Below are 26722 nucleotides of genomic sequence, written 5' to 3' on the forward strand. Positions count from 1 at the left end.
GTAGTGTGGGGTTTCCCCATGTGAGAGTAGGTCATCGTCAAGATTAAATTCCGAAACCCCATTTGCGAAAGCAGGTGGGGTTTTGTTTTGGGCGCTCGAAAAGTGCGAGGAGGCGCCTCGGGAGGGTCTTCAGTGCTAAAGTCCATGCCCATTAAAGGAAACAGGATCTCCGCTCGAAGCGCTAGCAGTACTTTGGGTGGGTCCAGGGAACCAAGGGTCGTTTTAGCGTCCTCGCAAAGGCCTGTGAGTGGGCCTGCTGGACTTTATGATGATATGAAGGGGAGTCGCGCTATCTCGCTCTCTGGGAGCTGTCGCGGCCTCAGGGCGCTTTTCTGCAGACGAAAAAAAAGACCTTGAAATTCAAGGTCTTTCTTTAAGATGGTGCCCCGAGGGAGACTCGAACTCCCACTCCTTTCGAAAACGGATTTTGAATCCGCCGCGTCTACCAATTCCGCCATCAGGGCTCAATGGCGGCGAAGTATAGAGATGAGATTACCGTTGGTCAATCACGTTTCATGGTCTATTTTCACTATTTCCGCTAGACTTCCCGGCCCTGCTAGACGAACCCCATCATGCGCGTTGCTGACTTTACTTTTGAACTCCCGGATTCGCTGATTGCTCGCCACCCTTTGGCCGAGCGTCGCGCCAGTCGACTGCTGACCCTGGACGGGGCCAGCGGCACCCTCGCACACCGTCAATTCACTGATTTGCTTGAGCATTTGCGTCCGGGCGATCTGATGGTGTTCAACAATACCCGGGTCATCCCGGCACGGCTGTTTGGCCAGAAAGCATCCGGCGGCAAGTTGGAAATTCTGGTGGAACGGGTGTTGGACAGCCATCGTGTGCTGGCCCATGTACGCTCCAGCAAGTCGCCGAAACCGGGTTCGAGCATCCTCATCGAGGGTGGCGGTGAAGCCGAGATGGTAGCGCGTCATGATGCGCTGTTCGAACTCCGGTTCGCCGAAGAGGTTTTGCCGTTGCTGGAGCGCGTCGGTCATATGCCATTGCCTCCTTATATCGACCGCCCCGACGAAGACTCGGACCGTGAGCGCTATCAAACGGTCTATTCCCAGCGCCTCGGTGCCGTGGCCGCGCCGACTGCCGGGCTGCATTTTGACCAACTGCTGCTGGATGCGATTGCCGCCAAGGGCGTCGAGACCGCCTATGTGACCCTGCACGTGGGGGCCGGCACGTTTCAGCCGGTGCGTGTGGATAACATCGAAGACCACCATATGCATAGCGAATGGCTGGAAGTCAGCCAGGACGTCGTGGACGCAGTTAGCGCCTGCAAGGCGCGCGGCGGGCGGGTGGTTGCGGTGGGCACCACCAGCGTGCGCTCCCTTGAGAGCGCGGCGCGTGATGGCGTGCTCAAACCGTTCAGTGGCGACACCGATATCTTTATTTACCCAGGCCGGCCGTTCCATGTGGTCGACTGCCTGGTGACCAACTTCCATTTGCCGGAATCCACGCTATTGATGCTGGTGTCGGCCTTCGCGGGTTATCCCGAAACAATGGCGGCGTACAAAGCAGCCATCGACAATGGATACCGTTTTTTCAGCTACGGTGATGCGATGTTTATCACCCGTAATCCGGCGCCGCGCGGCCCAGAGGAACAACTATGAGTCGTATGTCGTTTGAATTGCTCGCCACCGACGGCAAAGCCCGTCGCGGTCGCCTGACGTTTCCGCGCGGTACGGTAGAGACCCCGGCATTCATGCCCGTGGGCACCTACGGCACCGTTAAAGGCATGCTGCCGCGTGACATCGTCGCCACCGGCGCCGAGATCATCCTCGGCAACACCTTCCACCTGTGGCTGCGTCCAGGCACTGAAGTGATCAAGAAGCATGGCGACCTGCATGACTTCATGAAGTGGCATGGCCCGATCCTCACGGACTCGGGTGGTTTCCAGGTGTTCAGCCTGGGCGCCATGCGCAAGATCAAGGAGGAGGGCGTGACCTTCGCCTCGCCGGTGGACGGTTCCAAGGTATTCATGGGCCCGGAAGAGTCCATGCAGGTGCAACGCGACCTGGGCTCGGACATCGTGATGATTTTCGACGAGTGCACACCGTACCCGGCTGATGAGGACGTCGCGCGGATTTCCATGGAGCTGTCCCTGCGTTGGGCCCAGCGTTCGAAGAATGCCCATGGCGACAACACCGCGGCGCTGTTTGGCATTGTCCAGGGCGGCATGCATGAAAGCCTGCGCAAACGCTCGCTGGAAGGCCTCGACAAGATCGGTTTTGACGGCCTGGCCATCGGCGGTTTGTCGGTGGGCGAACCCAAGCACGAGATGATCAAGGTACTGGACTACCTGCCAGGCCTGATGCCCGCTGACAAACCTCGTTACCTTATGGGCGTTGGCAAACCCGAAGATCTCGTAGAGGGTGTGCGCCGCGGTGTGGACATGTTCGATTGCGTGATGCCAACCCGTAATGCCCGCAATGGGCATCTGTTCATCGATACAGGCGTGCTCAAGATCCGTAACGCGTTCCATCGCCATGATGATTCGCCGCTGGATCCCACCTGTGATTGCTACACCTGCCAGAACTTCTCCCGTGCTTATCTGCACCATCTGGACAAATGCGGGGAAATGCTGGGTAGCATGTTGAATACCATCCACAATTTGCGTCACTACCAAGTCCTGATGGCTGGTTTGCGCGAGGCTATTCAACAGGGTACATTGGCCGCCTTCGTCGATGCCTTCTATGCCAAGCGCGGGCTCCCTGTGCCGCCCTTGGACTGAGTTTTCCGACCCTAAGATTCACTATTTGCAACTGGAGTGCTAAATGAGCTTTTTTATCTCTAACGCCATGGCTGACGCCGCTGCGCCTGCTGCTGCCGGCCCTATGGGCGGTGGTTTCGAGTGGATTTTCCTGGTCGGCTTCCTGGTCATCTTCTACCTGATGATCTGGCGTCCACAGGCCAAGCGTGCCAAAGAGCAGAAGAACCTGCTGGGCAGCCTGCAGAAAGGCGACGAAGTCGTGACCACCGGCGGCATCGCGGGCAAGATCACCAAGGTTTCCGATGCTTTCGTGGTTCTGGAAGTCTCCGACACCGTGGAAATGAAGTTCCAGAAGGGCGCCATCGCCGCCACGCTGCCAAAAGGCACGCTCAAAGCGATCTAAGTTCCAACCTTTACCAATCGACGGGGCGCGCAAGGCGCCCCGCGTTATAAGCGGGCGGCGTGATGCTGAACAAATACCCTCTGTGGAAATACGTACTGATCCTGGCGGTGCTGGCGATCGGTTTTATTTATTCCGCTCCCAATCTTTACCCTGATGACCCGGCGATCCAGATCACTGGCGCCAGCACTTCGCTGCAGGTCAACCAGGCTGACCTGGAGCGCGCGAGCAAGGCGCTGGCCGACGCGGGTATCCAGGTTAAAGCGGCAACATTGGCAGCTGGTGCGAAGGGCGGGTTGTTGCGCCTGACCAAGCAAGAAGACCAATTGCCGGCAAAAGATGTCGTACGCAAGGCCATGGGTGACGATTACGTTGTTGCCCTGAACCTGGCACAGACCACGCCACAGTGGTTGCGTAGCATTGGCGCGCACCCGATGAAGCTGGGTCTGGACTTGTCCGGTGGTGTGCACTTCCTGCTGGAAGTCGACATGGACAAAGCCCTCGACGCACGCCTGAAGGTCTATGAAGGCGACGTGAAGAGCCTGCTGCGTAAAGAGAAGCTGCGTTATCGCAGCCTGCCGCAGCTCAACGGTGCCATCCAGCTGGGCTTCTCTGACGAGGCCTCCCGTGAACAGGCCCGTGCGCTGATCCGCAAGAACTTCAACGATTTCGACATCGTACCGGCCGACCTGAATGGTCAGGCGGTACTGCGTCTGGCGATGAGCCCGGCCAAAATCGCGGAAATCCGCGAATACTCCATCAAGCAGAACTTGACCACGGTACGTAACCGCGTCAACGAGCTGGGTGTGGCCGAGCCGATTGTTCAGCGTCAGGGCGCCAACCGCATCGTGGTTGAGCTGCCGGGCGTGCAGGACACCGCTGAAGCCAAGCGTATCCTGGGTAAAACCGCCAACCTGGAGTTCCGTCTTGCGGCTGAGCCGGGTGCTTCCCGTGCAACTTCCGAAGAGTTCGAGTTCCGTGAAGGCAACCGTCCTCCGGCGCTGATCGAGCGTGGCTTGATCATCACCGGTGACCAGGTGACCGACGCCAAGGCCGGTTTCGGCGAGCACGGTACCCCTGAAGTGAACATCCGCCTGGATGGTCACGGCGGCGAACTGATGAGCCGCGCCACGCGCAGCAACGTTGGTCGCAGCATGGCGGTGATCTTCATCGAGCAGCGCCCGGTGACCACCTACACCAAGCAAATGGTCAACGGCGTCGAGAAAGACGTACCGGTGCAGACCTTCAAGGAAGAGAAGAAGATCATCAGCCTGGCGACCATCCAGTCGCCGCTGGGTGCTCAATTCCGCATCACCGGCCTGAACGGCCAGGGCGAATCCTCGGAGCTGGCCCTGTTGCTGCGTGCCGGTGGCCTGGCTGCGCCGATGTACTTCGCTGAAGAACGTACCATCGGCCCGAGCCTGGGTGCCGACAACATCACCAAGGGTATCGACGCGGCCTTGTGGGGCATGCTGTTCGTGTCGCTGTTCATCATCGCCATCTACCGCTTCTTCGGCATCATTGCCACCGTGGCCCTGGCGGGCAACATGGTGATGCTGCTGGCCCTGATGTCGCTGCTGGGCGCTACGCTGACCTTGCCAGGTATCGCCGGTATCGTACTCACCATGGGTATGGCGGTAGACGCCAACGTGCTGATCTTCTCGCGGATTCGTGAAGAGATCGCCGCCGGCATGACCGTACAGCGTGCAATCAACGAAGGCTTCGGCCGGGCATTTACCGCGATTCTCGACTCCAACCTGACCACATTGCTGGTTGGCGGGATTCTCTTTGCCATGGGCACCGGCCCGGTCAAAGGTTTTGCGGTAACCATGTCCCTCGGTATCTTTACCTCGATGTTCACGGCCATCATGGTGACCCGCGCAATGGTCAACCTGATCTTTGGCGGGCGTGACTTCAAGAAGTTGTGGATTTAAGGGGCTGCCATGTTACGTACAATCAACTTCATGGGCGTTCGCAACATTGCGTTCGGCGTCACCTTGCTCCTTACCGTTCTGGCGTTGTTCAGCTGGTTCCATAAGGGCCTGAACTACGGTCTGGACTTCACCGGCGGTACGCTCATCGAGCTGACCTACGAGAAGCCCGCCGACGTCACCCTGGTACGCAGTGAACTGGTCAAGGCCGGCTATCACGAAGCCATCGTGCAGAGCTTCGGTGCGACCACCGACCTGCTGGTGCGCATGCCTGGCGAAGACCCGCAACTGGGTCACCAGGTAGCCGAAGCCTTGCAGAAGGTGGGTGGTGACAACCCTGCGTCGGTCAAGCGCGTCGAGTTCGTGGGCCCGCAAGTGGGTGAAGAGCTGCGCGACCAGGGCGGCCTCGGCATGCTGATGGCGCTGGTCGGTATCATGATCTACCTGGCTTTCCGCTTTCAGTGGAAGTTCGGTGTCGGCGCCATTGTGTCGCTGATCCACGACGTGATCGTGACCGTGGGTATCCTGGCGTACTTCCAGATCACCTTCGACCTGACCGTGCTGGCGGCCGTGCTGGCGATCATTGGTTACTCCCTCAATGACACCATCGTGGTATTCGACCGGGTTCGCGAGAACTTCCGCGTACTGCGCAAGGCGTCGCTGATCGAGAACATCAACATCTCCACCACCCAGACCCTGCTGCGGACCATGGCGACGTCGATCTCCACCTTGCTGGCGATCGCGGCGCTGATGATCTTCGGTGGCGACAACCTGTGGGGCTTCTCCCTGGCGCTGTTCATCGGCGTCCTGGCAGGCACCTACTCGTCGATCTACATCGCCAACGTGGTGCTGATCTGGCTGAACCTCAACAGCGAAGACCTGATCCCTCCTGCCGCCACTGGCAAGGAGGTCGACGACCGTCCTTGAGGGGCGCTTGTTGATCTGCTGTTACAAAAAGGGCACGAGTATTGAACTCGTGCCTTTTTTTTTGCTCCAAGGCTGGGTATAGCGCGGATCTTTCGGTCCGTTTGTGATGGTCAGGAGGTTCAACGTGAACAAGTCGTTACTGGTTGGTGCGGTATTGGGTGCTGTCGGTGTAACTGCCGGGGGTGCTGTTGCCACCTACAGCCTGGTAAAAAGCGGCCCTGAGTATGCGCAAGTGCTGGCGGTGCAGCCGGTGAAAACCCAGATTAAAACACCTCGCGAAGTCTGCAAGGACGTCGCAGTGACCCGGCAGAAGCCGGTGCAGGATCAACATCAGATCGTCGGTACGGTGGTTGGTGCGCTGGCCGGTGGCCTGTTGGGTAACCAGGTCGGTGGCGGTAACGGCAAGAAGCTGGCCACTGTGGCCGGTGCGGTCGGTGGTGGTTACGCCGGTAACAAGGTTCAGGAAGGTATGCAGAACCGCGATACCTATACCACCACCCAGACTCGCTGTAACACCGTCAACGACATCAGTGACAAGGTCGTTGGCTATGACGTGCGTTACACCTTGGATGGCAAGGAAGGTTCGGTGCGCATGGATCGTGATCCGGGCGGCCAGATTCCAGTCGACAAGGAAGGGCGTCTCGTCCTGGGCCAGAACCAGCAGTAAGTCTTCTCTTGTATTTGATTTGTGGTGGTGTTGGTATTTAAGCTCACACCAAGCAAATCCCAGGCATAAAAAAAGCACCCCGCAGGGTGCTTTTTTTTGCTCGCTCGCTTAGCGCTTCAGCGAAGCCGGCAGGTGCGGCTGGATCGCCGTCAGTACTGCCTTGAAGCATTTGGTGTTGCCGGCAACGACGTGGCCTTTTTCCAGGAAATCATGACCGCCGGTGAAGTCGCTCACCAGGCCGCCGGCCTCTTGGATCAGCAGGGCGCCTGCAGCCATGTCCCACTCGGACAGGCCCGACTCCCAGAACGCATCAAAACGACCGGCAGCCACATAGGCCAGGTCCAGGCTGGCCGCGCCAGCACGACGGATGCCGGCAGTCTGGCCAACCAGGGCGCGGAACATGCCCAGGTAGTTCTCCAGGTTGTCCATCTGGTCGTCACGGAACGGGAAGCCGGTACCCAGCAGGGCGCCATCCAGGCTGGTGCGACCGCTGACGCGCAGGCGACGACCGTTCAGTTGGGCACCACGGCCACGGCTGGCGGTGAATTCTTCCTGGCGAACAGGATCGAGTACTACAGCGTGTTCCAGGCGGCCACGGTATTTGCAGGCAATGCTGACGGCAAAGTGCGGGATGCCGCGCAGGAAGTTGGTGGTGCCATCCAGTGGGTCGATGATCCACAGGTAGTCTTCGCCTTCGCCGCTGCCTTTGTGCAGGCCGGTTTCCTCGCCGAGGATGCCGTGGGTAGGGTAGGCCTTGCGCAGCGCGTCGATGATCTTCTGTTCAGCGGCGCGATCCACCTCGGACACATAATCCTTGGCGTCTTTTTCGTCGACCTTGATGGTATCCAGGCGCTCGATGGAGCGGAAGATCAATTCACTGGCGCTGCGGGCGGCGCGCAGCGCGATATTCAGCATGGGCTGCATGGATGTGTCACCTAAGGTTGTTAAAGAAAGCCGAGCATTCTAGCAGAAACTTTCTTCAGGTGAAGGACGACGTTAGCTTTCATGGCATAACCTTAGGCTGTTCTGTAAGATTTGCTCCCCTTTCCCGTGTCCGAGAGCGCCTACCTTGCTGCAAAACATTCGTGTCGTCTTGGTCAATACCAGTCATCCCGGCAATATCGGCGGGGTGGCGCGAGCCATGAAAAACATGGGGCTGACGCGCCTGGTGCTGGTCGAACCGCGCGTGTTCCCGCACCACGAGGCCGATGCCCGCGCATCCGGCGCCAATGACATCCTGGAAAAAGCCCAGGTGGTCGCCACTCTGGAAGACGCCTTGGTCGGCTGCAACCTGGTGCTTGGCACCAGCGCCCGTGACCGCCGCATCCCCTGGCCGCTGCTGGATCCGCGTGAGTGCGGTACCAAGGTAGTGGAAGAGGCGGCCGGCGGTGCTGAAATCGCCCTGGTATTCGGCCGTGAAGACTCCGGCCTCACCAATGAAGAGCTGCAACGATGTCATTATCACGTGCACATTCCATCAGACCCTGGGTTCAGTTCGCTGAACCTCGGGGCAGCGGTGCAGGTGTTGAGTTACGAAGTGCGCATGGCCTGGCTGGCCGCTGAAGGGCAGCCGAGCAAGGTAGAGAAGGATGAAGTGGCGTCGACCAAGAGTGGCGAACTGGCCACCATGGACGAGCTGGAGCGGTTCTATGAGCACCTGGAGCAAACCCTGGTGGCCATCGAATTCCTCGATCCGGAAAAACCTCGGCACTTGATGGCGCGCCTGCGCCGCCTGTACGGGCGCAGCTCGGTCAGTCGAGCGGAAATGAATATATTGCGTGGCATCCTCACGGAAACCCAGAAAGCGGCCCGTGGCGAGCTTCTTAAGCGGAAGGATTAAAAATGTTCGAGCGTTTGCGAGAAGATATCCAGAGTGTTTTCCATCGTGACCCGGCGGCGCGCAACGCCTTTGAGGTGCTGACCTGCTACCCGGGCATGCACGCGATCTGGATCCATCGCCTGTCCGGCGCCTTGTGGAATATGGGCTGGAAATGGTTGGCGCGGCTGGTGTCGAACTTCGGCCGCTGGTTGACCGGGATCGAGATTCACCCAGGTGCCAAGGTGGGACGTCGCTTCTTTATCGATCACGGTATGGGCATCGTCATTGGCGAGACTGCCGAGATTGGTGACGACGTGACCCTCTACCAAGGCGTGACATTGGGCGGCACCAGCTGGAACAAGGGTAAGCGCCACCCGACGCTGGAGGATGGTGTGGTGGTGGGTGCGGGCGCCAAGGTGCTTGGTCCGTTCACCGTAGGCGCTGGCGCCAAAGTCGGCTCCAACGCCGTGGTGACCAAGGCCGTGCCGGCCGGCGCCACTGTAGTGGGGATTCCGGGGCGGATCATCGTCAAGCCGGAAGTGGGCGATGAGCAGGAAGCCAAGCGCAAGGCCATGGCCGAAAAAATCGGTTTCGATGCCTACGGTGTCAGCGAAGACATGCCCGACCCTGTCGCGCGCGCCATCGGCCAGTTGCTTGACCACCTGCAAGCGGTGGACGGCAAGCTGGACGGTATGTGCGGCGCGCTGAAGGAATTGGGCAGCAGCTACTGTGCGAAAGACCTGCCTGAGCTGCGCGAAGAGGATTTCGCCGAGATCAAGAGTGAGCCCGCCACCAAAGCTGGCTGAGATCTCACATTTGCTGCTAGGCCCATGTGGGAGGGGGCGCCCCCGATGGCCATCTGTCAGTCACCCAATATATTGACTGATCCACCGCTATCGGGGTGTAGAACCCTCCCACATGTGATCTCCATTGGTCTCGATATCGAGCCGTCGCCGCGCTGCCGCTGTTCGTCCTCGCCCCGTCCTGCTATGATTCGCGCGCCCTTTTTACGGGTAATCCTGACTAAAGTACTAGGTCTTATAGTTGACTTAAATACTCGGGAATCGCATACTTGCTCCCATTCTGAAACACCTTGGTACTTGTCCATGAGACTGACTACAAAAGGCCGATACGCGGTGACCGCCATGCTTGATTTGGCCTTGCACGCGCAAACTGGGCCGGTGTCCCTGGCCGATATCTCCGAGCGCCAAGGCATTTCCCTGTCCTACCTTGAGCAGCTGTTCGCCAAGTTGCGCCGTAGCAATCTGGTCTCCAGTGTGCGTGGGCCGGGCGGCGGCTATCAGCTGTCCCGCGACATGCAGGGCATCCAGGTGGCCCAGGTGATCGACGCGGTCAACGAATCCGTCGACGCGACCAAGTGCCAGGGCCTGGGTGACTGCCACGCCGGCGACACTTGCCTGACGCACCACTTGTGGTGTGACTTGAGCCTGCAGATCCATGAGTTTTTGAGTGGTATCAGCTTGGCTGATCTTGTGACTCGCCGTGAGGTGCAAGAAGTAGCCCAGCGTCAGGACCAGCGCCGTTGCAATACCAAGGCGCCGCGTCTGGACAAGATCGAAGCGTCCGCCGTCGAGTGACAGCCGAAGAGCTAACGGCACGCCAGCCAGCCTGATTTAGGAGAAAGTCCATGAAATTGCCGATTTACCTTGATTACTCAGCGACCACCCCGGTTGATCCGCGTGTCGCGCAAAAGATGAGCGAGTGCCTGCTGGTCGACGGAAACTTCGGCAACCCGGCCTCCCGTTCCCACGTTTTCGGCTGGAAAGCCGAGGAAGCGGTCGAGAACGCTCGTCGCCAGGTTGCCGACCTGGTTGGCGCAGATCCGCGTGAAATCGTCTGGACCTCCGGTGCCACCGAGTCCGACAACCTGGCTATCAAGGGCGCGGCGCATTTCTACGCGACCAAAGGCAAGCACCTGATCACCACCAAAATTGAGCACAAGGCTGTCCTCGACACCATGCGCCAACTGGAGCGTGAAGGTTTCGAGGTCACTTACCTTGAGCCAACCACCGACGGTATCGTCACCCCGGCCATGATCGAAGCCGCGCTGCGTGAAGACACCATCCTGGTTTCCGTGATCCACGTGAATAACGAGATCGGTACCATCAACGACATCGCGGCCATCGGCGAGCTGACTCGCTCCAAAGGCATCCTGCTGCACGTCGACGCTGCTCAGTCCACCGGCAAGGTCGATATCGACCTGTCCAAGCTGAAAGTCGACCTGATGTCGTTCTCGGCCCACAAGACCTATGGCCCCAAAGGCATCGGCGCACTGTACGTGAGCCGCAAGCCACGCGTGCGCATCGAAGCCACCATGCACGGCGGCGGTCACGAGCGCGGCATGCGTTCGGGCACCCTGGCGACCCACCAGATCGTCGGCATGGGCGAAGCCTTCCGCGTAGCCAAGGAAGACATGGCTGCCGAAAACGTACGTATCAAGGCCCTGAGCGATCGCTTCTACAAGCAGGTCGAGAACCTTGAAGAGCTGTACATCAACGGCAGCATGACTGCCCGTGTACCGCACAACCTGAATTTGAGCTTCAACTATGTCGAAGGCGAGTCGCTGATCATGGCGCTCAAGGACCTGGCGGTTTCGTCCGGCTCGGCCTGTACCTCGGCTTCGCTTGAGCCTTCGTACGTACTGCGCGCCCTGGGCCGCAACGACGAACTGGCACACAGCTCGATCCGCTTTACGTTCGGCCGCTTCACCACCGAAGAGCAAGTCGACTACGCCGCGCAGAAGGTTTGCGAAGCCGTCAACAAGCTGCGCGTCCTGTCGCCGCTGTGGGACATGTACAAAGACGGTGTCGATATTTCCAAGATCGAGTGGGCGGCACACTAACTATAGAAGCCGCCACCCAAGCTCTGTAGGAACGTGGCGGTAAACGCAGGCGTTTTTACAGGGTTCCAGAGCGGCCCTGATGAGTGAGGATTCAGTACCATGGCTTACAGCGAAAAGGTCATCGACCACTACGAAAACCCGCGCAACGTCGGCAAGATGAACGCGGAAGACCCTGATGTCGGCACCGGCATGGTCGGCGCTCCGGCGTGCGGCGATGTAATGCGCCTGCAGATCAAGGTCAACGACGCTGGCGTTATCGAAGACGCCAAGTTCAAGACTTACGGCTGCGGTTCGGCCATCGCCTCCAGCTCCCTGGCGACCGAATGGATGAAAGGCAAGACCCTGGATGAGGCTGTGACTATCAGCAATACCCAGCTGGCCGAAGAACTGGCCCTGCCTCCAGTGAAAATCCACTGCTCCGTGCTCGCAGAAGACGCCATCAAGGCGGCCGTTCGCGACTACAAGCAGAAGAAAGGCTTGATCTAAGCATTTGGCGACGAGTAAGGAGTCAACGATGGCTATCAGCATGACAGAAGCGGCTGCGCGGCACGTGCGACGCTCCCTGGATGGGCGCGGTAAAGGTGAGGGGATTCGTCTGGGTGTTCGCACCACGGGCTGCTCCGGCCTTGCCTATGTGCTGGAGTTCGTCGACGAGGTGGTTGATGAGGACCAGGTGTTCGAAAGTCACGGCGAGAAAGTGATCATCGACCCTAAAAGCCTGACTTACCTGGACGGCACCGAACTCGATTTCGTCAAGGAAGGGTTGAACGAAGGCTTCAAGTTCAACAACCCCAACGTACGCGGTGAATGTGGCTGCGGCGAAAGCTTCAACATCTGAGGCTATTCGTGGGTACTCCTTGTCATTTCGCTTTATTCGAGCTGCAGCCGAGTTTTCGGCTGGACCTCGAGCAGCTTGCCACGCGCTACCGAGAATTGGCGCGTGGGGTGCATCCGGACCGCTTCGCTGACGCTTCCGAGCGTGAGCAGCGCTTGGCGCTGGAGCAATCGGCCAGCCTCAACGAAGCCTATCAGACGCTCAAAAGCCCACCGAAGCGCGCGCGTTACCTGCTCGCGATGAACGGTGGCGAGTTGCCCCTGGAAGTGACCGTGCACGACCCGGACTTCCTGATGCAGCAGATGCAGTGGCGTGAAGAGCTCGAAGACCTGCAGGACGAAGCCGATGTGGCGGGTGTCGCGGTCTTCAAGCGTCGTCTGAAAGTTGCCCAGGATGAGCTCAACGAAAGCTTCGCAGCCTGTTGGGACGATGCAGCGCAACGTGAACAGGCCGAGCGCCTGATGCGGCGCATGCAGTTCCTCGACAAGCTCACCTACGAAGTGCGCCAGCTGGAAGAGCGCCTCGACGATTAACCCAGTGTGCTGCCCGTGATGCGCGCCTGATAGACAGATAAGACCTGATTACCATGGCTCTACTGCAAATCGCCGAACCCGGCCAAAGCCCTCAACCGCACCAGCGTCGCCTGGCGGTGGGGATTGACCTGGGTACCACCAATTCCCTGGTTGCTGCCTTGCGCAGCGGCCTGTCCGAGCCGCTGCCCGACGCTGACGGCCAGGTGATCCTGCCGTCCGCCGTGCGCTATCACGCTGACCGCACCGAAGTCGGTGAGTCGGCCAAGTTGGCGGCGTCTACCGATCCTTTGAACACCGTGCTGTCGGTCAAGCGCTTGATGGGTCGTGGCCTGTCCGACGTCAAGCAATTGGGCGACCAGCTGCCGTACCGCTTTGTCGGTGGTGAATCCCATATGCCGTTCATCGACACGGTCCAGGGCCCGAAAAGCCCGGTGGAAGTGTCGGCGGATATCCTCAAGGTGCTGCGCCAGCGCGCGGAAACCACGCTGGGTGGCGAACTGGTCGGTGCGGTGATCACCGTCCCGGCGTATTTCGATGATGCCCAGCGCCAGGCCACAAAGGACGCGGCGAAACTCGCCGGCCTGAACGTGTTGCGCCTGCTCAACGAGCCGACTGCTGCGGCCGTGGCCTATGGCCTGGACCAGCATGCCGAAGGCCTGGTCGCTATTTACGACCTGGGTGGTGGCACTTTTGATATTTCGATCCTGCGCCTGACTGGCGGCGTGTTCGAAGTACTGGCTACCGGTGGCGATACAGCGCTGGGTGGCGATGACTTCGACCACGCCATCGCGGGTTGGATCATCAGCAGCGCCGGCTTGTCCGCTGACCTGGATCCGGGCGAGCAGCGTAACTTGCTGCAAACGGCCTGTGCCGCCAAGGAGGCGCTGACTGACGCTGCTTCTGTTGACGTTTCCTACGGCAGTTGGTGCGCCAAGCTGACTCGCGAAGCCTTTGATTCGCTGATCGAACCGATGATCGCCCGCAGCCTGAAAGCCTGCCGTCGTGCCGTGCGTGACTCCGGTATCGAGTTGGAAGACGTCGGTGCCGTGGTCATGGTCGGCGGTTCAACCCGTGTGCCAAGGGTTCGCGAAGCCGTGGCCGAAGCCTTTGGTCGCCAGCCGCTGACGGAAATCGACCCGGACCAGGTGGTCGCCATCGGCGCCGCCATCCAGGCCGATACCCTGGCCGGCAATAAGCGCGATGGCGGCGAACTGCTGCTGCTTGACGTGATCCCGCTGTCCCTGGGGCTGGAGACCATGGGCGGGCTGATGGAGAAGGTGATTCCACGGAACACCACCATCCCCGTCGCTCGCGCCCAGGACTTCACGACCTATAAAGATGGTCAGACGGCGATGATGATTCATGTGCTGCAAGGCGAGCGCGAGCTGATCAGTGACTGCCGCTCCCTGGCGCGCTTTGAATTGCGCGGCATCCCGGCCATGGTCGCGGGTGCGGCGAAGATTCGCGTGACCTTCCAGGTCGACGCCGACGGCCTGCTCAGCGTCGCCGCGCGCGAGCTGGCGTCCGGCGTGGAGGCCAGCATCCAGGTCAAGCCGTCCTACGGCCTGACTGACGGTGAAATCGCCAAGATGCTCAAGGATTCGTTCCAATACGCCGGTGACGACAAGGTCGCGCGTGTACTGCGCGAGCAACAAGTGGATGCCCAGCGCCTGCTTGAAGCGGTGCAGGGCGCCCTGGATGCCGACGGCGAGCGTTTGCTGGATGCCGAAGAGCGCATGGTCATCGACCTGCAGATGCAGGAGCTGGCCGAACTGATGAAAGGCAACGATGGTTACGCCATCGAGCAGCAGACCAAGCGCTTGTCGCAGGTCACTGACGCCTTTGCTGCCCGCCGCATGGATCAGACGGTAAAAGCCGCACTGGCCGGGCGCAACCTGAATGAAATCGAGGAATAATTAATGCCGCAGGTCATTTTTCTGCCACACGCCGAGCATTGCCCGGACGGTATGGTTGTTGAGGCTGAGACCGGCAAGTCCATCCTCGAAGTTGCCCATGACAACCACATCGAGATCGAAAGTGCCTGTGGTGGTGTGTGCGCCTGCACCACCTGCCACTGCATCATTCGCGAAGGCTTCAATACCCTGGAAGAGGCCGATGAGCTGGAAGAGGATTTTCTTGATCGCGCCTGGGGCCTGGAAGCCACTTCTCGCCTAAGCTGTCAGGCAAAGGTCGGGACTGAAGACATCACCGTCGAAATTCCGAAATATTCGCTCAACCATGCGGCCGAAGCGCCGCACTGATTCAAGGAAGTGTCATGAGTCTTAAATGGGTTGATGTGCAAGAGATCGCTATCCTGTTGGCCGACGGCAACCCGGATACGGATCCCTATTCCCTGAATTTTGTTGCTTTGCGTGACATGGTCATGGCCTTGCCAGGCTTTGATGATGAGCGCGATCGCGGTGGCGAAAAGGTCCTGGAAGCTATCCAGACTGCCTGGAAAGAAGAGCAGGACTGACGCCTCCCTTACGCAGTTAGGCAATACCCAAGAACCCGCGTATAATTCGCGGGTTTAATTTTTCGTAAATTACCGTTTCTGGAGTTACACCATGGCTGTTCAACGTACTTTCTCCATCATCAAGCCTGACGCTGTTGCAAAAAACGTCATCGGCGAGATCACCACTCGTTTCGAAAAAGCCGGCCTGAAGGTTGTAGCTTCGAAACTCAAGCAACTGTCCAAGGCTGAAGCTGAAGGCTTCTACGCTGAGCACAGCGCTCGTGGCTTCTTCGGCGACCTGGTTGCCTTCATGATCTCCGGTCCTGTTGTTGTTCAGGTTCTGGAAGGCGAAAACGCCATCGCTCTGAACCGTGAGCTGATGGGCGCTACCAACCCTAAAGAAGCCGCTGCCGGCACCATTCGTGCTGACTTCGCTGACTCCATCGACGCCAACGCTGTTCACGGTTCGGACTCCGAAGCCGCTGCTGCTCGCGAAATCTCGTACTTCTTCGCAGCTACCGAAGTAACCACTCGCTAAGCATCGGCTTAAAGAGTGAGGGTGAATCCATGACGACATCGACTGTAAAAACCAACCTGCTGGGTCTGACTCAACAGGAAATGGAAAAATTCTTCGACTCAATCGGGGAGAAGCGTTTCCGTGCCGGTCAGGTAATGAAATGGATTCACCACTTTGGCGTCGACGATTTCGACGCCATGACGAACGTCAGCAAGGCCCTGCGCGACAAGCTCAAGGCTATTGCTGAAGTACGTGGCCCCGAAGTGGTCAGCGAGGACATCTCCAGCGACGGCACCCGTAAGTGGGTGGTGCGCGTAGCGTCCGGCAGCTGCGTCGAGACCGTGTACATTCCCCAGGGCAAGCGCGGTACCTTGTGCGTTTCGTCCCAGGCAGGCTGTGCCCTGGACTGCAGTTTCTGCTCCACCGGCAAGCAAGGCTTCAATAGCAACCTCACTGCCGCCGAAGTGATCGGCCAGGTGTGGATTGCCAACAAATCCTTTGGCAGCGTCCCGGCGACCGTCGACCGTGCCATCACCAACGTGGTGATGATGGGCATGGGTGAGCCGCTGCTGAACTTCGACAACGTCATCGCAGCCATGCACCTGATGATGGACGACCTGGGCTACGGCATCTCCAAGCGCCGTGTGACCCTGTCGACCTCCGGCGTGGTCCCGATGATCGATGAGCTGGCCAAGCACATCGACGTCTCCCTGGCGTTGTCGCTGCACGCACCCAATGACGCATTGCGTAACCAATTGGTGCCGATCAACAAGAAGTATCCGCTTAAGATGCTGCTCGAATCCTGCCAGCGTTATATGGCGACCTTGGGCGAAAAACGTGTGCTGACCATTGAGTACACCATGCTCAAGGATGTTAACGACAAGGTCAAACACGCGGTCGAGATGATTGAACTGCTCAAGAACACCCCGTGCAAGATCAACCTGATTCCGTTTAACCCGTTTCCACATTCTGGTTACGAGCGACCAAGCAACAACGCCATTCGCCGTTTCCAGGATCAACTGCACCAGGCCGGCTACAACGTCACCGTGCGCACCACCCGTGGTGAAGACATCGACGCCGCCTGTGGTCAATTGGTCGGGCAGGTGATGGACCGCACCCGCCGCAGCGAGCGCTATATCGCCGTGCGTGAATTGAACGCCGCCGACGATCTGCCGCAAATTGCTGTGAATCGAATCTGAGAGAGGATCTCTATGCCCTTGCGCCTTGCGCTGCTTCTGCTGGTTACCGGCCTCGCCGCCGGTTGTGTTTCATCGGGCCATGACAGCCCTTTGCAAACCGGCAAGGGCCGTGACGAGGCGCGGGTTGCCTATGTGCAACTGGGGTTGGGTTACCTGCGCCAAGGCATGAGCGAGCAGGCCAAGGTGCCGTTGAAAAAAGCCCTTGAACTGGACAGCGACGATGCTGACGCCAACGCTGCGCTGGCCCTGGTGTTCCAGGCCCAGGCCGAGCCTGAACTGGCTGACCGGTACTTCAACAAAGCCCTGGCCGCACGGCCTGCCGATCCGAAACTGCTGAACAATTACGGCAGTTTCCTGTTCAAGCAAAAGCGTTATGACCAGGCCGCCCTTTATTTCCAGCAAGCCAGTACCGATACCCTCTATCCTGAGCGCGCGCGGGTGTTCGAGAACCTTGGGGTGACCTCGATGCGCCTCGGCCAGCGCGACAGCGCACGCCAGCAGCTGGAAAAAGCCCTGCACTTGAATGGCCATCAGCCACGAGCGCTGCTCGAAATGGCTGAGTTGTCCTACGAAGACAGGCATTATGTGCCGGCACGTGACTATTACGAGCGTTTTAGCCTGCTCAGCGGGCAAAATGCACGTAGTCTATTGCTCGGCGTGCGCCTGGCGACGGTTCATGAAGAACACGACACGGCCGCACGTTTTGGCCAGCAATTCGAACGACTCTATCCCGGTACGCCGGAATATCAGCAATACCTGTCGGAGCAATGATGAAAGCGGCGCACCCGGAAGTTGTAGCAGCTAATCGCGTAAACCCAGGCGACACTTTGCGTCAGGCCCGCGAAAGCAATGGTTGGTCGCTGGCGGAAGTGGCCCTCAAGCTCAATTTGACCACCACCTCCCTGGGCAACCTTGAGGCCGGCGCATTCGACAAGCTGCCTGGGCATACCTTCGCCCGTGGTTATATCCGCGCCTACGCCAAGTTGCTGGGCATCGACCAGGCCGTGTTGGTCCAGGAATTCGACCAGTTCACCGGCACCGACTCCCAGGGCAGCAATGTGCATGGCCTGGGTCGCATCGAAGAGCCGGTGCGGGTTTCCCACACAATCCTGCGGATTGTCAGCCTGTTGTTGCTGATCGCCGTGATCGGCGGCGGTTTCGTCTGGTGGCAAGACCAGACGTCCCAGCGCAGTAAAGACCTGACCAGCAACGCCATGGAGCACGTCGAAGTCGAGAGCGCCGACGGCACCACCCAGATTCATCCGCTGGATGAGCCGGAAGACCAGGCCGTTGCCCAAGGCCAGGCTGCCCCCGAAACCCCGGCCACCGCTGAGCCGTCCGAACCGGAAAGTGCCCCGACCGCTGCCGTACCGGCCCCAGTGACACCGGCCACGCCAGCCCATACCCCCGCGGCTCCGGTTGCCCAGGCTCATACACCGGCTGCTCCGGTCCCGGCGCCAGCGACTACGGCGCCAACCGCTCCGGCAGCCCCGGCGATTTCACCACCCACCACCCCTGCGTTGATCGCCGGTGACGGGCGTGTACAAATTACCTTCGTCGCTGACTGCTGGACGCAAGTCACCGATGGCAACGGCAAAGTGCTGGTCAGTGGTCTCAAGCGTAAGGGCGATACGCTCGACCTGGGCGGCAAGCCTCCTTTGACGCTGCGTCTGGGCTTCGCCCGTGGCGCGCAAGTGGCCTACAACGGCCAGCCTGTAGACGTAGCGCCGTTCACCACTGGCGAGACCGCTCGCCTGAAGTTGGGACAATAGTCATGCACGGCGAATCTCCAATCAAACGTCGCGTATCGCGCAAGATCTGGGTCGGCTCGGTGCCGGTGGGTGGCGACGCCCCCATCGCGGTACAGAGCATGACCAACAGCGACACCAATGACGTTGCCGCTACCGTTGCCCAGATCAATCGCCTGGAAGCGGCCGGTGTAGACATCGTTCGGGTATCCGTCCCGGACATGGACGCTGCCGAGGCTTTCGGTCGCATCAAGCAGCTGGTCAAGGTGCCGCTGGTTGCCGACATTCACTTCGACTACAAGATCGCCTTGCGCGTGGCCGAGTTGGGTGTCGATTGCCTGCGCATCAACCCGGGCAACATCGGTCGTGAAGACCGTGTGCGCGCTGTGGTGGACGCTGCCCGTGATCGCGGGATCCCGATCCGCATCGGCGTCAACGCCGGTTCCCTGGAAAAAGACCTGCAAAAGAAGTACGGCGAGCCGACCCCGGCAGCGCTGGTCGAGTCTGCACTGCGTCATGTTGAACACCTCGAACGCCTGAACTTCCAGGACTTCAAGGTCAGCGTAAAGGCCTCCGACGTGTTCATGGCGGTGGAAGCCTACCGCCTGCTGGCCAAGGAAATCGTGCAGCCGCTGCACTTGGGCATCACCGAAGCCGGCGGTTTGCGCTCAGGCACAGTGAAATCTGCGGTGGGTCTCGGTATGCTGCTCGCCGAAGGGATTGGCGATACTATCCGCATCTCGTTGGCGGCAGACCCGGTAGAGGAAGTGAAAGTCGGCTACGACATTCTCAAATCCCTGCGTTTGCGTTCACGCGGCATCAACTTCATTGCCTGCCCGAGTTGCTCGCGGCAGAACTTCGACGTGGTGAAAACCATGAACGACCTGGAGTTGCGCCTCGAAGACCTGCTGGTGCCGCTGGATGTTGCAGTGATCGGTTGTGTGGTCAACGGCCCGGGTGAAGCCAAGGAAGCCCATGTGGGCTTGACCGGCGGTACACCGAACCTGATTTACATCGACGGTAAGCCGTCGCAGAAGTTAACGAATGACAATCTGGTGGATGAGCTGGAAAAGCTGATCCGCGAGAAAGCGGCCGAAAAGGTCGCGGCTGACGCAGCGCTGATCGCTCGCGGCTGATTGAACGAATTTAAGGATTTGATGTGAGCAAGTCTCTGCAAGCCATTCGTGGCATGAACGACATCCTGCCGGAGCAAACGCCGTTGTGGCGCTACCTCGAGGGTACTGTCGCGCGCCTGCTGGATAACTACGGTTACAAGCAGATCCGCATGCCGATCGTCGAGTTCACCGAGCTGTTCAAACGCTCCATCGGTGAAGTGACCGACATCGTCGAAAAAGAGATGTACACCTTTGAAGACCGTAACGGCGACTCCCTGACCTTGCGTCCGGAAGGTACTGCCGCGTGCGTGCGCGCCGTGCTTGAGCATGGCCTCACCGGTGCTGGCCAGCCGCAGAAACTGTGGTACATCGGCCCGATGTTCCGTCACGAACGTCCACAGAAAGGCCGTTATCGCCAGTTTCATCAGATCGGCCTGGAAGTATTCAACATCGACGGCCCGGACATCGACGCGGAGCTGATCGTGCTGACGTGGCGCCTATGGGGCCTGCTGGGCATCCGCGACGCGGTCAAGCTTGAGCTCAACAGCCTGGGCACCAGTGAATCCCGCGGCCGCTATAAAGTGGCCCTGGTCGAGTACCTGTCCGCCCACCTGGACAAGTTGGATGAAGACAGCCAGCGTCGTCTGAAGACCAACCCGTTGCGCGTCCTCGATACCAAGAACGCCGACACCCAGGCCGTGCTGGTCAATGCGCCGAAAATGGCCGATTACCTGGACGACGAATCCCGCATTCACTTCGAAGGCCTCAAGGCTCGTCTGGACGCGGCCGGCATTCCGTTCGTGATCAATACCAAGCTGGTGCGTGGCCTCGATTACTACAGCAAGACCGTGTTCGAGTGGGTCACCGACAAGCTCGGCGCCCAGGGCACCGTGTGTGCGGGTGGCCGTTACGACGGGCTGGTCGAGCAGATGGGCGGCAAGCCGACCACCGGCGTGGGCTTCGCCATGGGGATCGAGCGGCTGATCCTGCTGCTGGAAACCCTGGAGAAGGTTCCGGAAGAAATCTCCCGTCAGGTGGACGTGTACCTGTGTGCCTTTGGCGAGGCCGCCGAACTGGCCGCCCTGGCCCTGAGCGAAAAAGTACGTGACCAGTTGCCAAACCTGCGCCTTCAGGTCAATGCCGGCGCAGGCAGCTTCAAGAGCCAGTTCAAGAAGGCCGACAAGAGCGGTGCACTGTACGCACTGATCCTGGGCGATGACGAGCTGGCCCAGCAAGTGATAGGTTTCAAACCCCTGCGTGGCCAGGGCGAGCAACAGAACATTGCCTTTGATGCGCTCGCTGCGCACTTGGCCACCTGCGTCGTGCAGGGTTGAAGCTGTCGAACAGCCGAATTTAGCGATTAAGGAGTATTGGGGTGTCGAGTACTGATGATGAGCAGTTGGCCGAGTTCAAGGACTGGTGGCAGCGTAACGGCAAGCCCCTGGTTACTGGCGGTCTGCTGGCTTTAGTGGTGGTGTTCGGCTGGCAAGCCTGGACAAAGTATCAGGCCAACCAGTCCCAGGGCGCCTCGATCGTTTATCAGCAATTGCTGGAAACTACACTGACCCCGGACGGCAAGCCCGACCCCGCGCAGGTTGCAGACCTGGCCGGCAAGCTGAAGAACGAATTCGGCGGCAGCACCTACGCCCAATACGGCAGCCTGTTCGTCGCGAAAGTCGCGGTCGATACCGGCAAGCTGGATGACGCCGCCGCAGAACTCAAGGCCATCGCCGACAAGCCGACCAACCCGACCCTGGGTGAAATCGCGCGTCAGCGCCTGGCCCAGGTATTGGCGGCACAGAACAAGGCTGACGAAGCACTCAAACTGCTCGACGGCGATGCGGACAAGGCATTTGTAGCCACTCGCGAAGAGCTCAAGGGCGACCTGTTGGTCCAATTGGGTCGTACCGACGAAGCCAATGCTGCGTACAAGAAAGCCAAGGCGGCGCTGTCTGATGAAGCGGCAGTCGGTGGCTTACAAATCAAGCTGGACGACCTGGCCAAAGGGGATGCATGACGTGATCCGTTGGAAACATGCAGCATTGCTGGCTCTGGCCGTTCTGGCCGCGGGTTGCAGCAGCAACAGTAAAAAAGAACTGCCTCCGGCCGAGCTGACCAGCTTCAAGGAAGAAGTCGTCCTGCAAAAGCAATGGAGCCGCTCCATCGGTGACGGCCAGGGCGAGACCTACAATATGCTGGTGCCGGCAATCGACGGTGACAACATTGTGGCCGCTGACGTAACCGGCGTGGTGATCTCCATGGATCGCATGAACGGCGACGTGAAGTGGAAGAAAGACCTTGAATTGCCGGTGTCCGGCGCCGTAGGCGTGGGTTACGGCATGGTCATGCTCGGCACGCTCAAGGGCGAAGTCGTGGCGCTGGACTCCAGCACCGGTGAAGAGAAATGGCGCGCTCGCGTGACCAGTGAAGTCCTCGCACCGCCTGCCACCAACGGCGATATCGTCGTGGTGCAAACCCAGGATGACCGTGTGATCGGCCTGGACGCCAGCACCGGCGAACAGCGTTGGTTGTACGACAGCACCCCGGCGGTGCTGACCTTGCGCGGTACCAGTGGTCCGGTTGTGACCAACAATCTGGCCGTTGCAGGCCTGTCGACCGGTAAAGTAGTCGCCCTGGACACCAGGAACGGCGTGCCTGCCTGGGAAACCCGTGTGGCCATCCCCCAAGGTCGTTCCGAGCTGGATCGCGTAGTGGACATCGACGGTGGCTTGCTGCTGTCGGGCGAAACCCTCTACGTCGCCACTTACCAAGGCCGCGTTGCCGCGCTGGACCTGCAGAGCGGCCGTGTCAACTGGCAGCGCGATGCTTCCAGTTATGCGGGTGTCGCCCAAGGGTTTGGCAGCGTCTACGTAAGCCTGGCGTCCGGCACCGTTGAAAGTGTCGACGAGCGTTCCACCACTGCACTGTGGAGCAATGACTCCCTGGCCCGTCGTCAACTGTCGGCTCCGGAAGTGTTCTCCAGCTATGTAGCGGTCGGCGACTTCGAAGGCTACCTGCACCTGCTGAGCCAGGTGGATGGTCGTTTTGTAGGTCGTGAGCGTATCGACAGCGACGGCCTGCGTGCTCGTCCGCTGGTGGTGGGCAACATGCTTTATGTGTTTGGCAACAGCGGCAAGCTGGAAGCCCTGACCATCAAGTAAGAACTATGCTTGGGGGTAACCCCTCAAGCAGCTTCACCTGTAGGAGCGAGCTTGCTCGCGAAAATCGTTAACGATAACGCGTGCTATCTGAATAAACGCGGTGCCATTGCGTTTTTCGCGAGCAAGCTCGCTCCTACAGTCGAGCACCAGCCGCTGCCTTGCAGCGGCTTTTGTATTTTCTGAAATAACGAAGTGGAGAGCCGCATGGTTCCCGTAATCGCCCTGGTGGGCCGACCTAACGTCGGCAAGTCCACCTTGTTCAACCGCCTGACCAGGACTCGTGACGCCATTGTCGGCGACTTGTCCGGTCTGACCCGTGATCGCCAATACGGTGAGGCAAAGTGGCAAGGGCGCTCCTACATTATTGTCGACACCGGTGGTATCTCCGGTGATGAGCATGGCATGGACGAAAAGATGGCCGAGCAGTCCCTGCTGGCCATTGAAGAAGCCGATGTCGTGTTGTTCCTGGTGGACGCCCGCGCGGGCTACACCGCTGCCGACCAGATGATTGGCGAGCACCTGCGCAAGCGCAACAAGCGTTCCTATCTGGTCGCCAACAAGATCGACAACATCGATCCTGAGGCGGCCCGTGCCGAATTCAGCCCGATGGGGCTTGGCGACGCGATCCCGGTCGCCGGTGCCCACGGTCGCGGCATCACCCAGATGCTGGAAGTCGCCCTGCGCGACTTCCCTAAGGATGACGCCGAGGAAGAAGAAGGCGAAGAAGAGATCGTTGCCGAAGGCGAGGAAGCCAAGCGCATTCCTGGCCCAAGCGAAAAAGACGGTATCAAGATTGCGATCATCGGTCGCCCGAACGTGGGCAAGTCGACCCTGGTCAACCGCATGCTCGGTGAAGACCGGGTAATCGTCTACGACCAGCCCGGCACCACCCGCGACAGCATCTACATCCCGTTCGAGCGTAACGACGAGAAGTACACGCTGATCGACACCGCCGGTGTGCGCAAGCGCGGCAAGATCCACGAGGAAGTTGAAAAGTTCTCCGTGGTGAAAACCCTGCAGGCGATCAAAGACGCCAACGTGGTGATCTTCGTGATGGACGCCCGCGAAGGCGTGGTGGACCACGACCTCAACCTGCTGGGTTTTGCCCTCGAAGCCGGTCGTGCCCTGGTCATCGCGATCAACAAGTGGGACGGCATGACGCCGAGCGAGCGCGATTTCGTCAAGATCGAGCTGCAGCGCCGCCTGTTCTTCGTCGAGTTCGCCGATATCCACTTTATCTCGGCCCTGCACGGCACGGGTGTGGGTAACCTCTACGCTTCCGTACAGAACTCGTTCAAGTCCGCCGTTACCCGTTGGCCGACCAACCGTCTGACCCAGATCCTCGAAGACGCCGTTGGCGAGCACGCACCGCCGATGGTCAACAACCGCCGGATCAAACTGCGTTACGCCCACTTGGGTGGTGCCAACCCGCCGATTATCGTGATCCACGGTAACCAGATCGAGAAGGTGCCCAAGTCCTACGTGCGTTACCTGGAAAACACCTACCGCCGTGTCCTGAAACTGGTCGGTACGCCGATCCGTATCGAGTTCAAGGGTGGCGAGAACCCGTACGAAGGCAACAAGAACACATTGACTGACCGGCAGGTGAACAAGAAGCGTCGTTTGATGACTCACCACAAGAAGGCCGACAAGAAGCGCAGGGATAAAAAGTAGCAGCTGCAAGTTGTAAGCTACAAGCTGCAAGCTAAAGCGGGTTTGCTTGCGGCTTGAAGCTTACAGCTTGTAGCTCAAACCGCCAGGCACATAAAAGGGCTCTGAATGAGCCCTTTTATGTGCCTGGCGGTTTGCCCCTTGACCTGCTTGCAGCTTGCAGCTTAAAACTTGCAGCTCACCCGAAGGGGGCTCCCATGATCACCAGCAAGCTGCCAAATGTCGGCACGACTATTTTCACTACCATGTCGCAACTCGCTGCCGAAACCGGCGCGCTCAACCTGTCCCAGGGGTTTCCCGACTTCAATGGGCCTCAGGCTTTGCTCGATGCCGTGGGCAAACATGTCGCCAGCGGGCACAACCAATATTCACCGATGACCGGCCTGCCGGCCTTGCGCCAGCAAGTGGCGGCCAAGATCGCCCGCAGCTATGGCGCCACGGTGAATGCCGACAGTGAAGTGACCATCACCCCTGGCGCCACCGCCGCGATCTTCTGCGCGATCCAGGCGGTGATTCGCACTGGCGATGAGGTCATTGTGTTCGACCCCTGCTACGACAGCTATGAGCCCTCAGTCGAACTGGCCGGTGGCCGCTGCGTGCATGTGCAACTGAGCCTGCAAGGCTTTGCATTGGACTTCGAGAGGATCAAGGCCGCGCTGTCGCCACGTACGCGCATGATCATCCTCAATACTCCGCACAACCCAACCGGCGCGCTGATCAGCCGCGCCGAGCTGGACCAGTTGGCCGAACTGATCCGCGACCGCGATATCTACCTGGTCAGCGACGAGGTCTACGAACACCTGGTATTCGACGGCGTGCCCCACGTCAGCGTGCTGGCCCATGAAGAGCTGTACCCGCGAGCGTTCGTGGTCAGCTCCTTCGGCAAGACCTACCACGTCACCGGCTGGAAAACCGGCTACGTGGTCGCGCCACCGGCCCTGACGGCCGAACTGCGCAAGGTGCATCAATACGTCAATTTCTGTGGCGTGACCCCGTTGCAGTTCGCGTTGGCCGATTTCATGGCCGAACACCCGGAGCACGTCGATGAACTGCCGGGGTTCTACCAGGCCAAGCGCGACCTGTTCTGCGACCTGCTGGCACCGTCGCGTTTCAGCTTTAGCCGGGTGGCCGGTACCTACTTCCAGTTGGTCGATTACTCACAAATACGCCCGGACCTGGATGACGTCGCCATGTCCCTGTGGATGACCCGCGAGCATGGCGTGGCGACCATCCCGGTCTCGGTGTTCTACCAGAGCCCACCGCAAGGCCAGCGCCTGGTGCGCCTGTGTTTTGCCAAGCGCGAGGAGACGCTGCGACAAGCGGCTGAAAAACTATGCGTGATCTGACGGCATTGCCTGACTTGAATATCGCCCTGGTCCAGACCACCCTGGCCTGGCACGACCGCCAGGCCAACCTCGAGCATTTCGAGGGGCTGCTGGAGCAGGCCCGCGGTGCCGACCTGATCGTGCTGCCGGAAATGTTCACCACCGGTTTCTCCATGGCGTCGCAAACCCTCGCCGAGCCGGAAAACGGCCCGACCCATCAGTGGCTCCAGGCCCAGGCTGCGAAGTACAACGCCGTGATCACCGGCAGCGTGATCATCCAGGCCGCTGATGGCAGCCACCGCAACCGCCTGTTGTGGGCGCGGCCGGATGGCGAGGTGTTGCACTACGACAAGCGTCATCTGTTTCGTATGGCCGGTGAACACAATCACTACACCCCCGGCGAGCGCCAGGTGCAGTTCGAATTAAAAGGCTGGCGTGTTCGGCCGCTGATTTGCTACGACCTGCGCTTCCCGGTGTGGAGTCGGGATGCCCAGGACACTGACTTGCTGCTGTACACCGCCAATTGGCCGGGGGCGCGGCGCCAGCATTGGAACCGCTTGTTGCCGGCGCGGGCTATCGAGAACCTGTGCTACGTAGCGGCGGTGAATCGAGTGGGCACCGACGGCAAGGGCTTTGCCTACACCGGTGATAGCCAGGTGCTGGATTTCCAGGGTGAGAGCCTGCTGAGTGCGGGGGAGGCGAACGGGGTGTTCCAGGTGTGCCTGGACGCGGCTGAACTGGCGGCGTACCGCACCAGGTTTCCGGCGAACCTGGATGCCGATAGCTTTCAGTTTGTCTGACAGGCCGTTATCGGGGGCAACCCAAATCTGAAAC

The 26722-nt window shown here is 59.7% G+C and carries 28 protein-coding genes and 1 tRNA gene; 27 read left to right on the plus strand and 2 right to left on the minus strand.

Annotation, left to right across the window (positions count from 1 at the left end; all coding sequences use genetic code 11):
- Window positions 1–379: 379 nt before the first annotated feature.
- Window positions 380–464, minus strand: a tRNA-Leu gene (locus PspCFBP13509_RS24040).
- Window positions 465–572: 108 nt separating this feature from the next.
- Between PspCFBP13509_RS24040 and queA the strand changes: the two genes are divergently transcribed.
- The 6 genes from queA (at window position 573) to PspCFBP13509_RS24070 (ending at window position 6647) form a co-directional block, all read left to right on the plus strand.
- Window positions 573–1622 (plus strand): tRNA preQ1(34) S-adenosylmethionine ribosyltransferase-isomerase QueA, encoded by a 1050-nt coding sequence (gene queA, locus PspCFBP13509_RS24045; protein WP_065939254.1) that lies wholly within the window; start codon window positions 573–575, stop codon window positions 1620–1622.
- Between the two features lie 5 nt (window positions 1623–1627).
- The gene (gene tgt, locus PspCFBP13509_RS24050) at window positions 1628–2743 is read left to right on the plus strand and encodes a tRNA guanosine(34) transglycosylase Tgt (protein WP_161985738.1); all 1116 of its coding nucleotides are present in this window, start codon (window positions 1628–1630) and stop codon (window positions 2741–2743) included.
- 43 nt (window positions 2744–2786) lie between these two features.
- A complete protein-coding gene (yajC, locus tag PspCFBP13509_RS24055) occupies window positions 2787–3125 on the plus strand; it encodes a preprotein translocase subunit YajC (RefSeq protein ID WP_003175975.1) in 339 nt (112 codons plus the stop codon).
- 62 nt (window positions 3126–3187) lie between these two features.
- Window positions 3188–5056 carry a protein translocase subunit SecD gene (secD, locus tag PspCFBP13509_RS24060; RefSeq protein ID WP_027605408.1) on the plus strand — a complete coding sequence of 623 codons (1869 nt, stop codon included), beginning with the start codon at window positions 3188–3190 and terminating at the stop codon, window positions 5054–5056.
- A 9-nt stretch (window positions 5057–5065) separates the two neighbouring features.
- Entirely contained in the window at window positions 5066–5980 is a 915-nt protein-coding gene (secF, locus tag PspCFBP13509_RS24065; RefSeq protein ID WP_065924872.1) for a protein translocase subunit SecF, read from the plus strand.
- A 124-nt stretch (window positions 5981–6104) separates the two neighbouring features.
- Window positions 6105–6647 (plus strand): glycine zipper 2TM domain-containing protein, encoded by a 543-nt coding sequence (locus PspCFBP13509_RS24070; RefSeq protein WP_015885750.1) that lies wholly within the window; start codon window positions 6105–6107, stop codon window positions 6645–6647.
- A 108-nt stretch (window positions 6648–6755) separates the two neighbouring features.
- Here the strand turns inward: PspCFBP13509_RS24070 and suhB are convergent, their stop codons facing one another.
- Window positions 6756–7571 (minus strand): type III secretion system regulator SuhB, encoded by an 816-nt coding sequence (gene suhB, locus PspCFBP13509_RS24075; protein WP_003175971.1) that lies wholly within the window; start codon window positions 7569–7571, stop codon window positions 6756–6758.
- 145 nt (window positions 7572–7716) lie between these two features.
- Between suhB and trmJ the strand changes: the two genes are divergently transcribed.
- From trmJ to PspCFBP13509_RS24180, 21 genes are all read left to right on the plus strand, one after another.
- Window positions 7717–8487 (plus strand): tRNA (cytosine(32)/uridine(32)-2'-O)-methyltransferase TrmJ, encoded by a 771-nt coding sequence (gene trmJ / locus PspCFBP13509_RS24080; RefSeq protein ID WP_027605410.1) that lies wholly within the window; start codon window positions 7717–7719, stop codon window positions 8485–8487.
- Window positions 8488–8489: 2 nt separating this feature from the next.
- Window positions 8490–9272, plus strand: coding sequence for a serine O-acetyltransferase (gene cysE / locus PspCFBP13509_RS24085; protein WP_065924871.1), 783 nt, complete (start codon window positions 8490–8492; stop codon window positions 9270–9272).
- 300 nt (window positions 9273–9572) lie between these two features.
- On the plus strand, window positions 9573–10064 hold the full coding sequence (gene iscR / locus PspCFBP13509_RS24090; RefSeq protein ID WP_003194020.1) for a Fe-S cluster assembly transcriptional regulator IscR: 492 nt from the start codon (window positions 9573–9575) through the stop codon (window positions 10062–10064).
- A gap of 50 nt (window positions 10065–10114) precedes the next feature.
- Window positions 10115–11329: an IscS subfamily cysteine desulfurase gene (locus tag PspCFBP13509_RS24095; RefSeq protein WP_017530022.1), complete on the plus strand. Its 1215-nt coding sequence runs from the start codon at window positions 10115–10117 to the stop codon at window positions 11327–11329.
- A 99-nt stretch (window positions 11330–11428) separates the two neighbouring features.
- On the plus strand, window positions 11429–11815 hold the full coding sequence (gene iscU, locus PspCFBP13509_RS24100) for a Fe-S cluster assembly scaffold IscU (RefSeq protein WP_003175965.1): 387 nt from the start codon (window positions 11429–11431) through the stop codon (window positions 11813–11815).
- A gap of 28 nt (window positions 11816–11843) precedes the next feature.
- Window positions 11844–12167 carry an iron-sulfur cluster assembly protein IscA gene (gene iscA / locus PspCFBP13509_RS24105; protein WP_024077295.1) on the plus strand — a complete coding sequence of 108 codons (324 nt, stop codon included), beginning with the start codon at window positions 11844–11846 and terminating at the stop codon, window positions 12165–12167.
- An 8-nt stretch (window positions 12168–12175) separates the two neighbouring features.
- Window positions 12176–12697, plus strand: a complete 522-nt coding sequence (gene hscB, locus PspCFBP13509_RS24110; RefSeq protein WP_027605413.1) for a co-chaperone HscB — start codon at window positions 12176–12178, stop codon at window positions 12695–12697.
- 53 nt (window positions 12698–12750) lie between these two features.
- Window positions 12751–14613 (plus strand): Fe-S protein assembly chaperone HscA, encoded by a 1863-nt coding sequence (hscA, locus tag PspCFBP13509_RS24115; RefSeq protein ID WP_065939251.1) that lies wholly within the window; start codon window positions 12751–12753, stop codon window positions 14611–14613.
- 3 nt (window positions 14614–14616) lie between these two features.
- A complete protein-coding gene (gene fdx / locus PspCFBP13509_RS24120) occupies window positions 14617–14958 on the plus strand; it encodes an ISC system 2Fe-2S type ferredoxin (protein WP_016971995.1) in 342 nt (113 codons plus the stop codon).
- A 14-nt stretch (window positions 14959–14972) separates the two neighbouring features.
- Window positions 14973–15173, plus strand: coding sequence for a Fe-S cluster assembly protein IscX (gene iscX / locus PspCFBP13509_RS24125; protein WP_065924868.1), 201 nt, complete (start codon window positions 14973–14975; stop codon window positions 15171–15173).
- Window positions 15174–15264: 91 nt separating this feature from the next.
- Window positions 15265–15690 carry a nucleoside-diphosphate kinase gene (gene ndk / locus PspCFBP13509_RS24130; protein WP_017846179.1) on the plus strand — a complete coding sequence of 142 codons (426 nt, stop codon included), beginning with the start codon at window positions 15265–15267 and terminating at the stop codon, window positions 15688–15690.
- 29 nt (window positions 15691–15719) lie between these two features.
- Window positions 15720–16868, plus strand: coding sequence for a 23S rRNA (adenine(2503)-C(2))-methyltransferase RlmN (gene rlmN, locus PspCFBP13509_RS24135; protein WP_137212800.1), 1149 nt, complete (start codon window positions 15720–15722; stop codon window positions 16866–16868).
- A 12-nt stretch (window positions 16869–16880) separates the two neighbouring features.
- On the plus strand, window positions 16881–17639 hold the full coding sequence (gene pilW / locus PspCFBP13509_RS24140) for a type IV pilus biogenesis/stability protein PilW (protein WP_137212801.1): 759 nt from the start codon (window positions 16881–16883) through the stop codon (window positions 17637–17639).
- Window positions 17639–18640, plus strand: coding sequence for a RodZ domain-containing protein (locus PspCFBP13509_RS24145; protein ID WP_065924866.1), 1002 nt, complete (start codon window positions 17639–17641; stop codon window positions 18638–18640). Before pilW ends, PspCFBP13509_RS24145 begins: the two co-directional genes overlap by 1 nt.
- Window positions 18641–18642: 2 nt before the next feature.
- Window positions 18643–19752, plus strand: coding sequence for a flavodoxin-dependent (E)-4-hydroxy-3-methylbut-2-enyl-diphosphate synthase (ispG, locus tag PspCFBP13509_RS24150; protein ID WP_003175952.1), 1110 nt, complete (start codon window positions 18643–18645; stop codon window positions 19750–19752).
- A 23-nt stretch (window positions 19753–19775) separates the two neighbouring features.
- Window positions 19776–21065 carry a histidine--tRNA ligase gene (gene hisS, locus PspCFBP13509_RS24155; protein WP_065924865.1) on the plus strand — a complete coding sequence of 430 codons (1290 nt, stop codon included), beginning with the start codon at window positions 19776–19778 and terminating at the stop codon, window positions 21063–21065.
- Between the two features lie 41 nt (window positions 21066–21106).
- Window positions 21107–21748, plus strand: coding sequence for a YfgM family protein (locus PspCFBP13509_RS24160; RefSeq protein ID WP_027605420.1), 642 nt, complete (start codon window positions 21107–21109; stop codon window positions 21746–21748).
- A complete protein-coding gene (gene bamB, locus PspCFBP13509_RS24165; RefSeq protein WP_065924864.1) occupies window positions 21741–22892 on the plus strand; it encodes an outer membrane protein assembly factor BamB in 1152 nt (383 codons plus the stop codon). Before PspCFBP13509_RS24160 ends, bamB begins: the two co-directional genes overlap by 8 nt.
- Window positions 22893–23096: 204 nt before the next feature.
- Window positions 23097–24566, plus strand: coding sequence for a ribosome biogenesis GTPase Der (der, locus tag PspCFBP13509_RS24170; RefSeq protein WP_065924863.1), 1470 nt, complete (start codon window positions 23097–23099; stop codon window positions 24564–24566).
- Window positions 24567–24760: 194 nt separating this feature from the next.
- Window positions 24761–25909, plus strand: a complete 1149-nt coding sequence (locus PspCFBP13509_RS24175) for a pyridoxal phosphate-dependent aminotransferase (protein ID WP_065924862.1) — start codon at window positions 24761–24763, stop codon at window positions 25907–25909.
- On the plus strand, window positions 25897–26688 hold the full coding sequence (locus PspCFBP13509_RS24180; protein WP_065924861.1) for an amidohydrolase: 792 nt from the start codon (window positions 25897–25899) through the stop codon (window positions 26686–26688). Before PspCFBP13509_RS24175 ends, PspCFBP13509_RS24180 begins: the two co-directional genes overlap by 13 nt.
- The last annotated feature ends 34 nt before the right edge of the window (window positions 26689–26722 follow it).

Origin of the sequence: Pseudomonas sp. CFBP13509 (assembly GCF_005233485.1) — a bacterium.
GTDB lineage: Bacteria > Pseudomonadota > Gammaproteobacteria > Pseudomonadales > Pseudomonadaceae > Aquipseudomonas > Aquipseudomonas marginalis.

Coding starts and splice junctions, on each gene's coding strand:
- queA (WP_065939254.1), top strand. CDS start 573: ATGCGCGTTGCTGACTTTACTTTTGAACTCCCGGATTCGCTGATTGCT.
- tgt (WP_161985738.1), top strand. CDS start 1,628: ATGTCGTTTGAATTGCTCGCCACCGACGGCAAAGCCCGTCGCGGTCGC.
- yajC (WP_003175975.1), top strand. CDS start 2,787: ATGAGCTTTTTTATCTCTAACGCCATGGCTGACGCCGCTGCGCCTGCT.
- secD (WP_027605408.1), top strand. CDS start 3,188: ATGCTGAACAAATACCCTCTGTGGAAATACGTACTGATCCTGGCGGTG.
- secF (WP_065924872.1), top strand. CDS start 5,066: ATGTTACGTACAATCAACTTCATGGGCGTTCGCAACATTGCGTTCGGC.
- suhB (WP_003175971.1), bottom strand. CDS start 7,571: ATGCAGCCCATGCTGAATATCGCGCTGCGCGCCGCCCGCAGCGCCAGT.
- cysE (WP_065924871.1), top strand. CDS start 8,490: ATGTTCGAGCGTTTGCGAGAAGATATCCAGAGTGTTTTCCATCGTGAC.
- iscR (WP_003194020.1), top strand. CDS start 9,573: ATGAGACTGACTACAAAAGGCCGATACGCGGTGACCGCCATGCTTGAT.
- PspCFBP13509_RS24095 (WP_017530022.1), top strand. CDS start 10,115: ATGAAATTGCCGATTTACCTTGATTACTCAGCGACCACCCCGGTTGAT.
- iscU (WP_003175965.1), top strand. CDS start 11,429: ATGGCTTACAGCGAAAAGGTCATCGACCACTACGAAAACCCGCGCAAC.
- iscA (WP_024077295.1), top strand. CDS start 11,844: ATGGCTATCAGCATGACAGAAGCGGCTGCGCGGCACGTGCGACGCTCC.
- hscA (WP_065939251.1), top strand. CDS start 12,751: ATGGCTCTACTGCAAATCGCCGAACCCGGCCAAAGCCCTCAACCGCAC.
- fdx (WP_016971995.1), top strand. CDS start 14,617: ATGCCGCAGGTCATTTTTCTGCCACACGCCGAGCATTGCCCGGACGGT.
- iscX (WP_065924868.1), top strand. CDS start 14,973: ATGAGTCTTAAATGGGTTGATGTGCAAGAGATCGCTATCCTGTTGGCC.
- ndk (WP_017846179.1), top strand. CDS start 15,265: ATGGCTGTTCAACGTACTTTCTCCATCATCAAGCCTGACGCTGTTGCA.
- rlmN (WP_137212800.1), top strand. CDS start 15,720: ATGACGACATCGACTGTAAAAACCAACCTGCTGGGTCTGACTCAACAG.
- pilW (WP_137212801.1), top strand. CDS start 16,881: ATGCCCTTGCGCCTTGCGCTGCTTCTGCTGGTTACCGGCCTCGCCGCC.
- PspCFBP13509_RS24145 (WP_065924866.1), top strand. CDS start 17,639: ATGAAAGCGGCGCACCCGGAAGTTGTAGCAGCTAATCGCGTAAACCCA.
- ispG (WP_003175952.1), top strand. CDS start 18,643: ATGCACGGCGAATCTCCAATCAAACGTCGCGTATCGCGCAAGATCTGG.
- bamB (WP_065924864.1), top strand. CDS start 21,741: ATGCATGACGTGATCCGTTGGAAACATGCAGCATTGCTGGCTCTGGCC.
- der (WP_065924863.1), top strand. CDS start 23,097: ATGGTTCCCGTAATCGCCCTGGTGGGCCGACCTAACGTCGGCAAGTCC.
- PspCFBP13509_RS24175 (WP_065924862.1), top strand. CDS start 24,761: ATGATCACCAGCAAGCTGCCAAATGTCGGCACGACTATTTTCACTACC.
- PspCFBP13509_RS24180 (WP_065924861.1), top strand. CDS start 25,897: ATGCGTGATCTGACGGCATTGCCTGACTTGAATATCGCCCTGGTCCAG.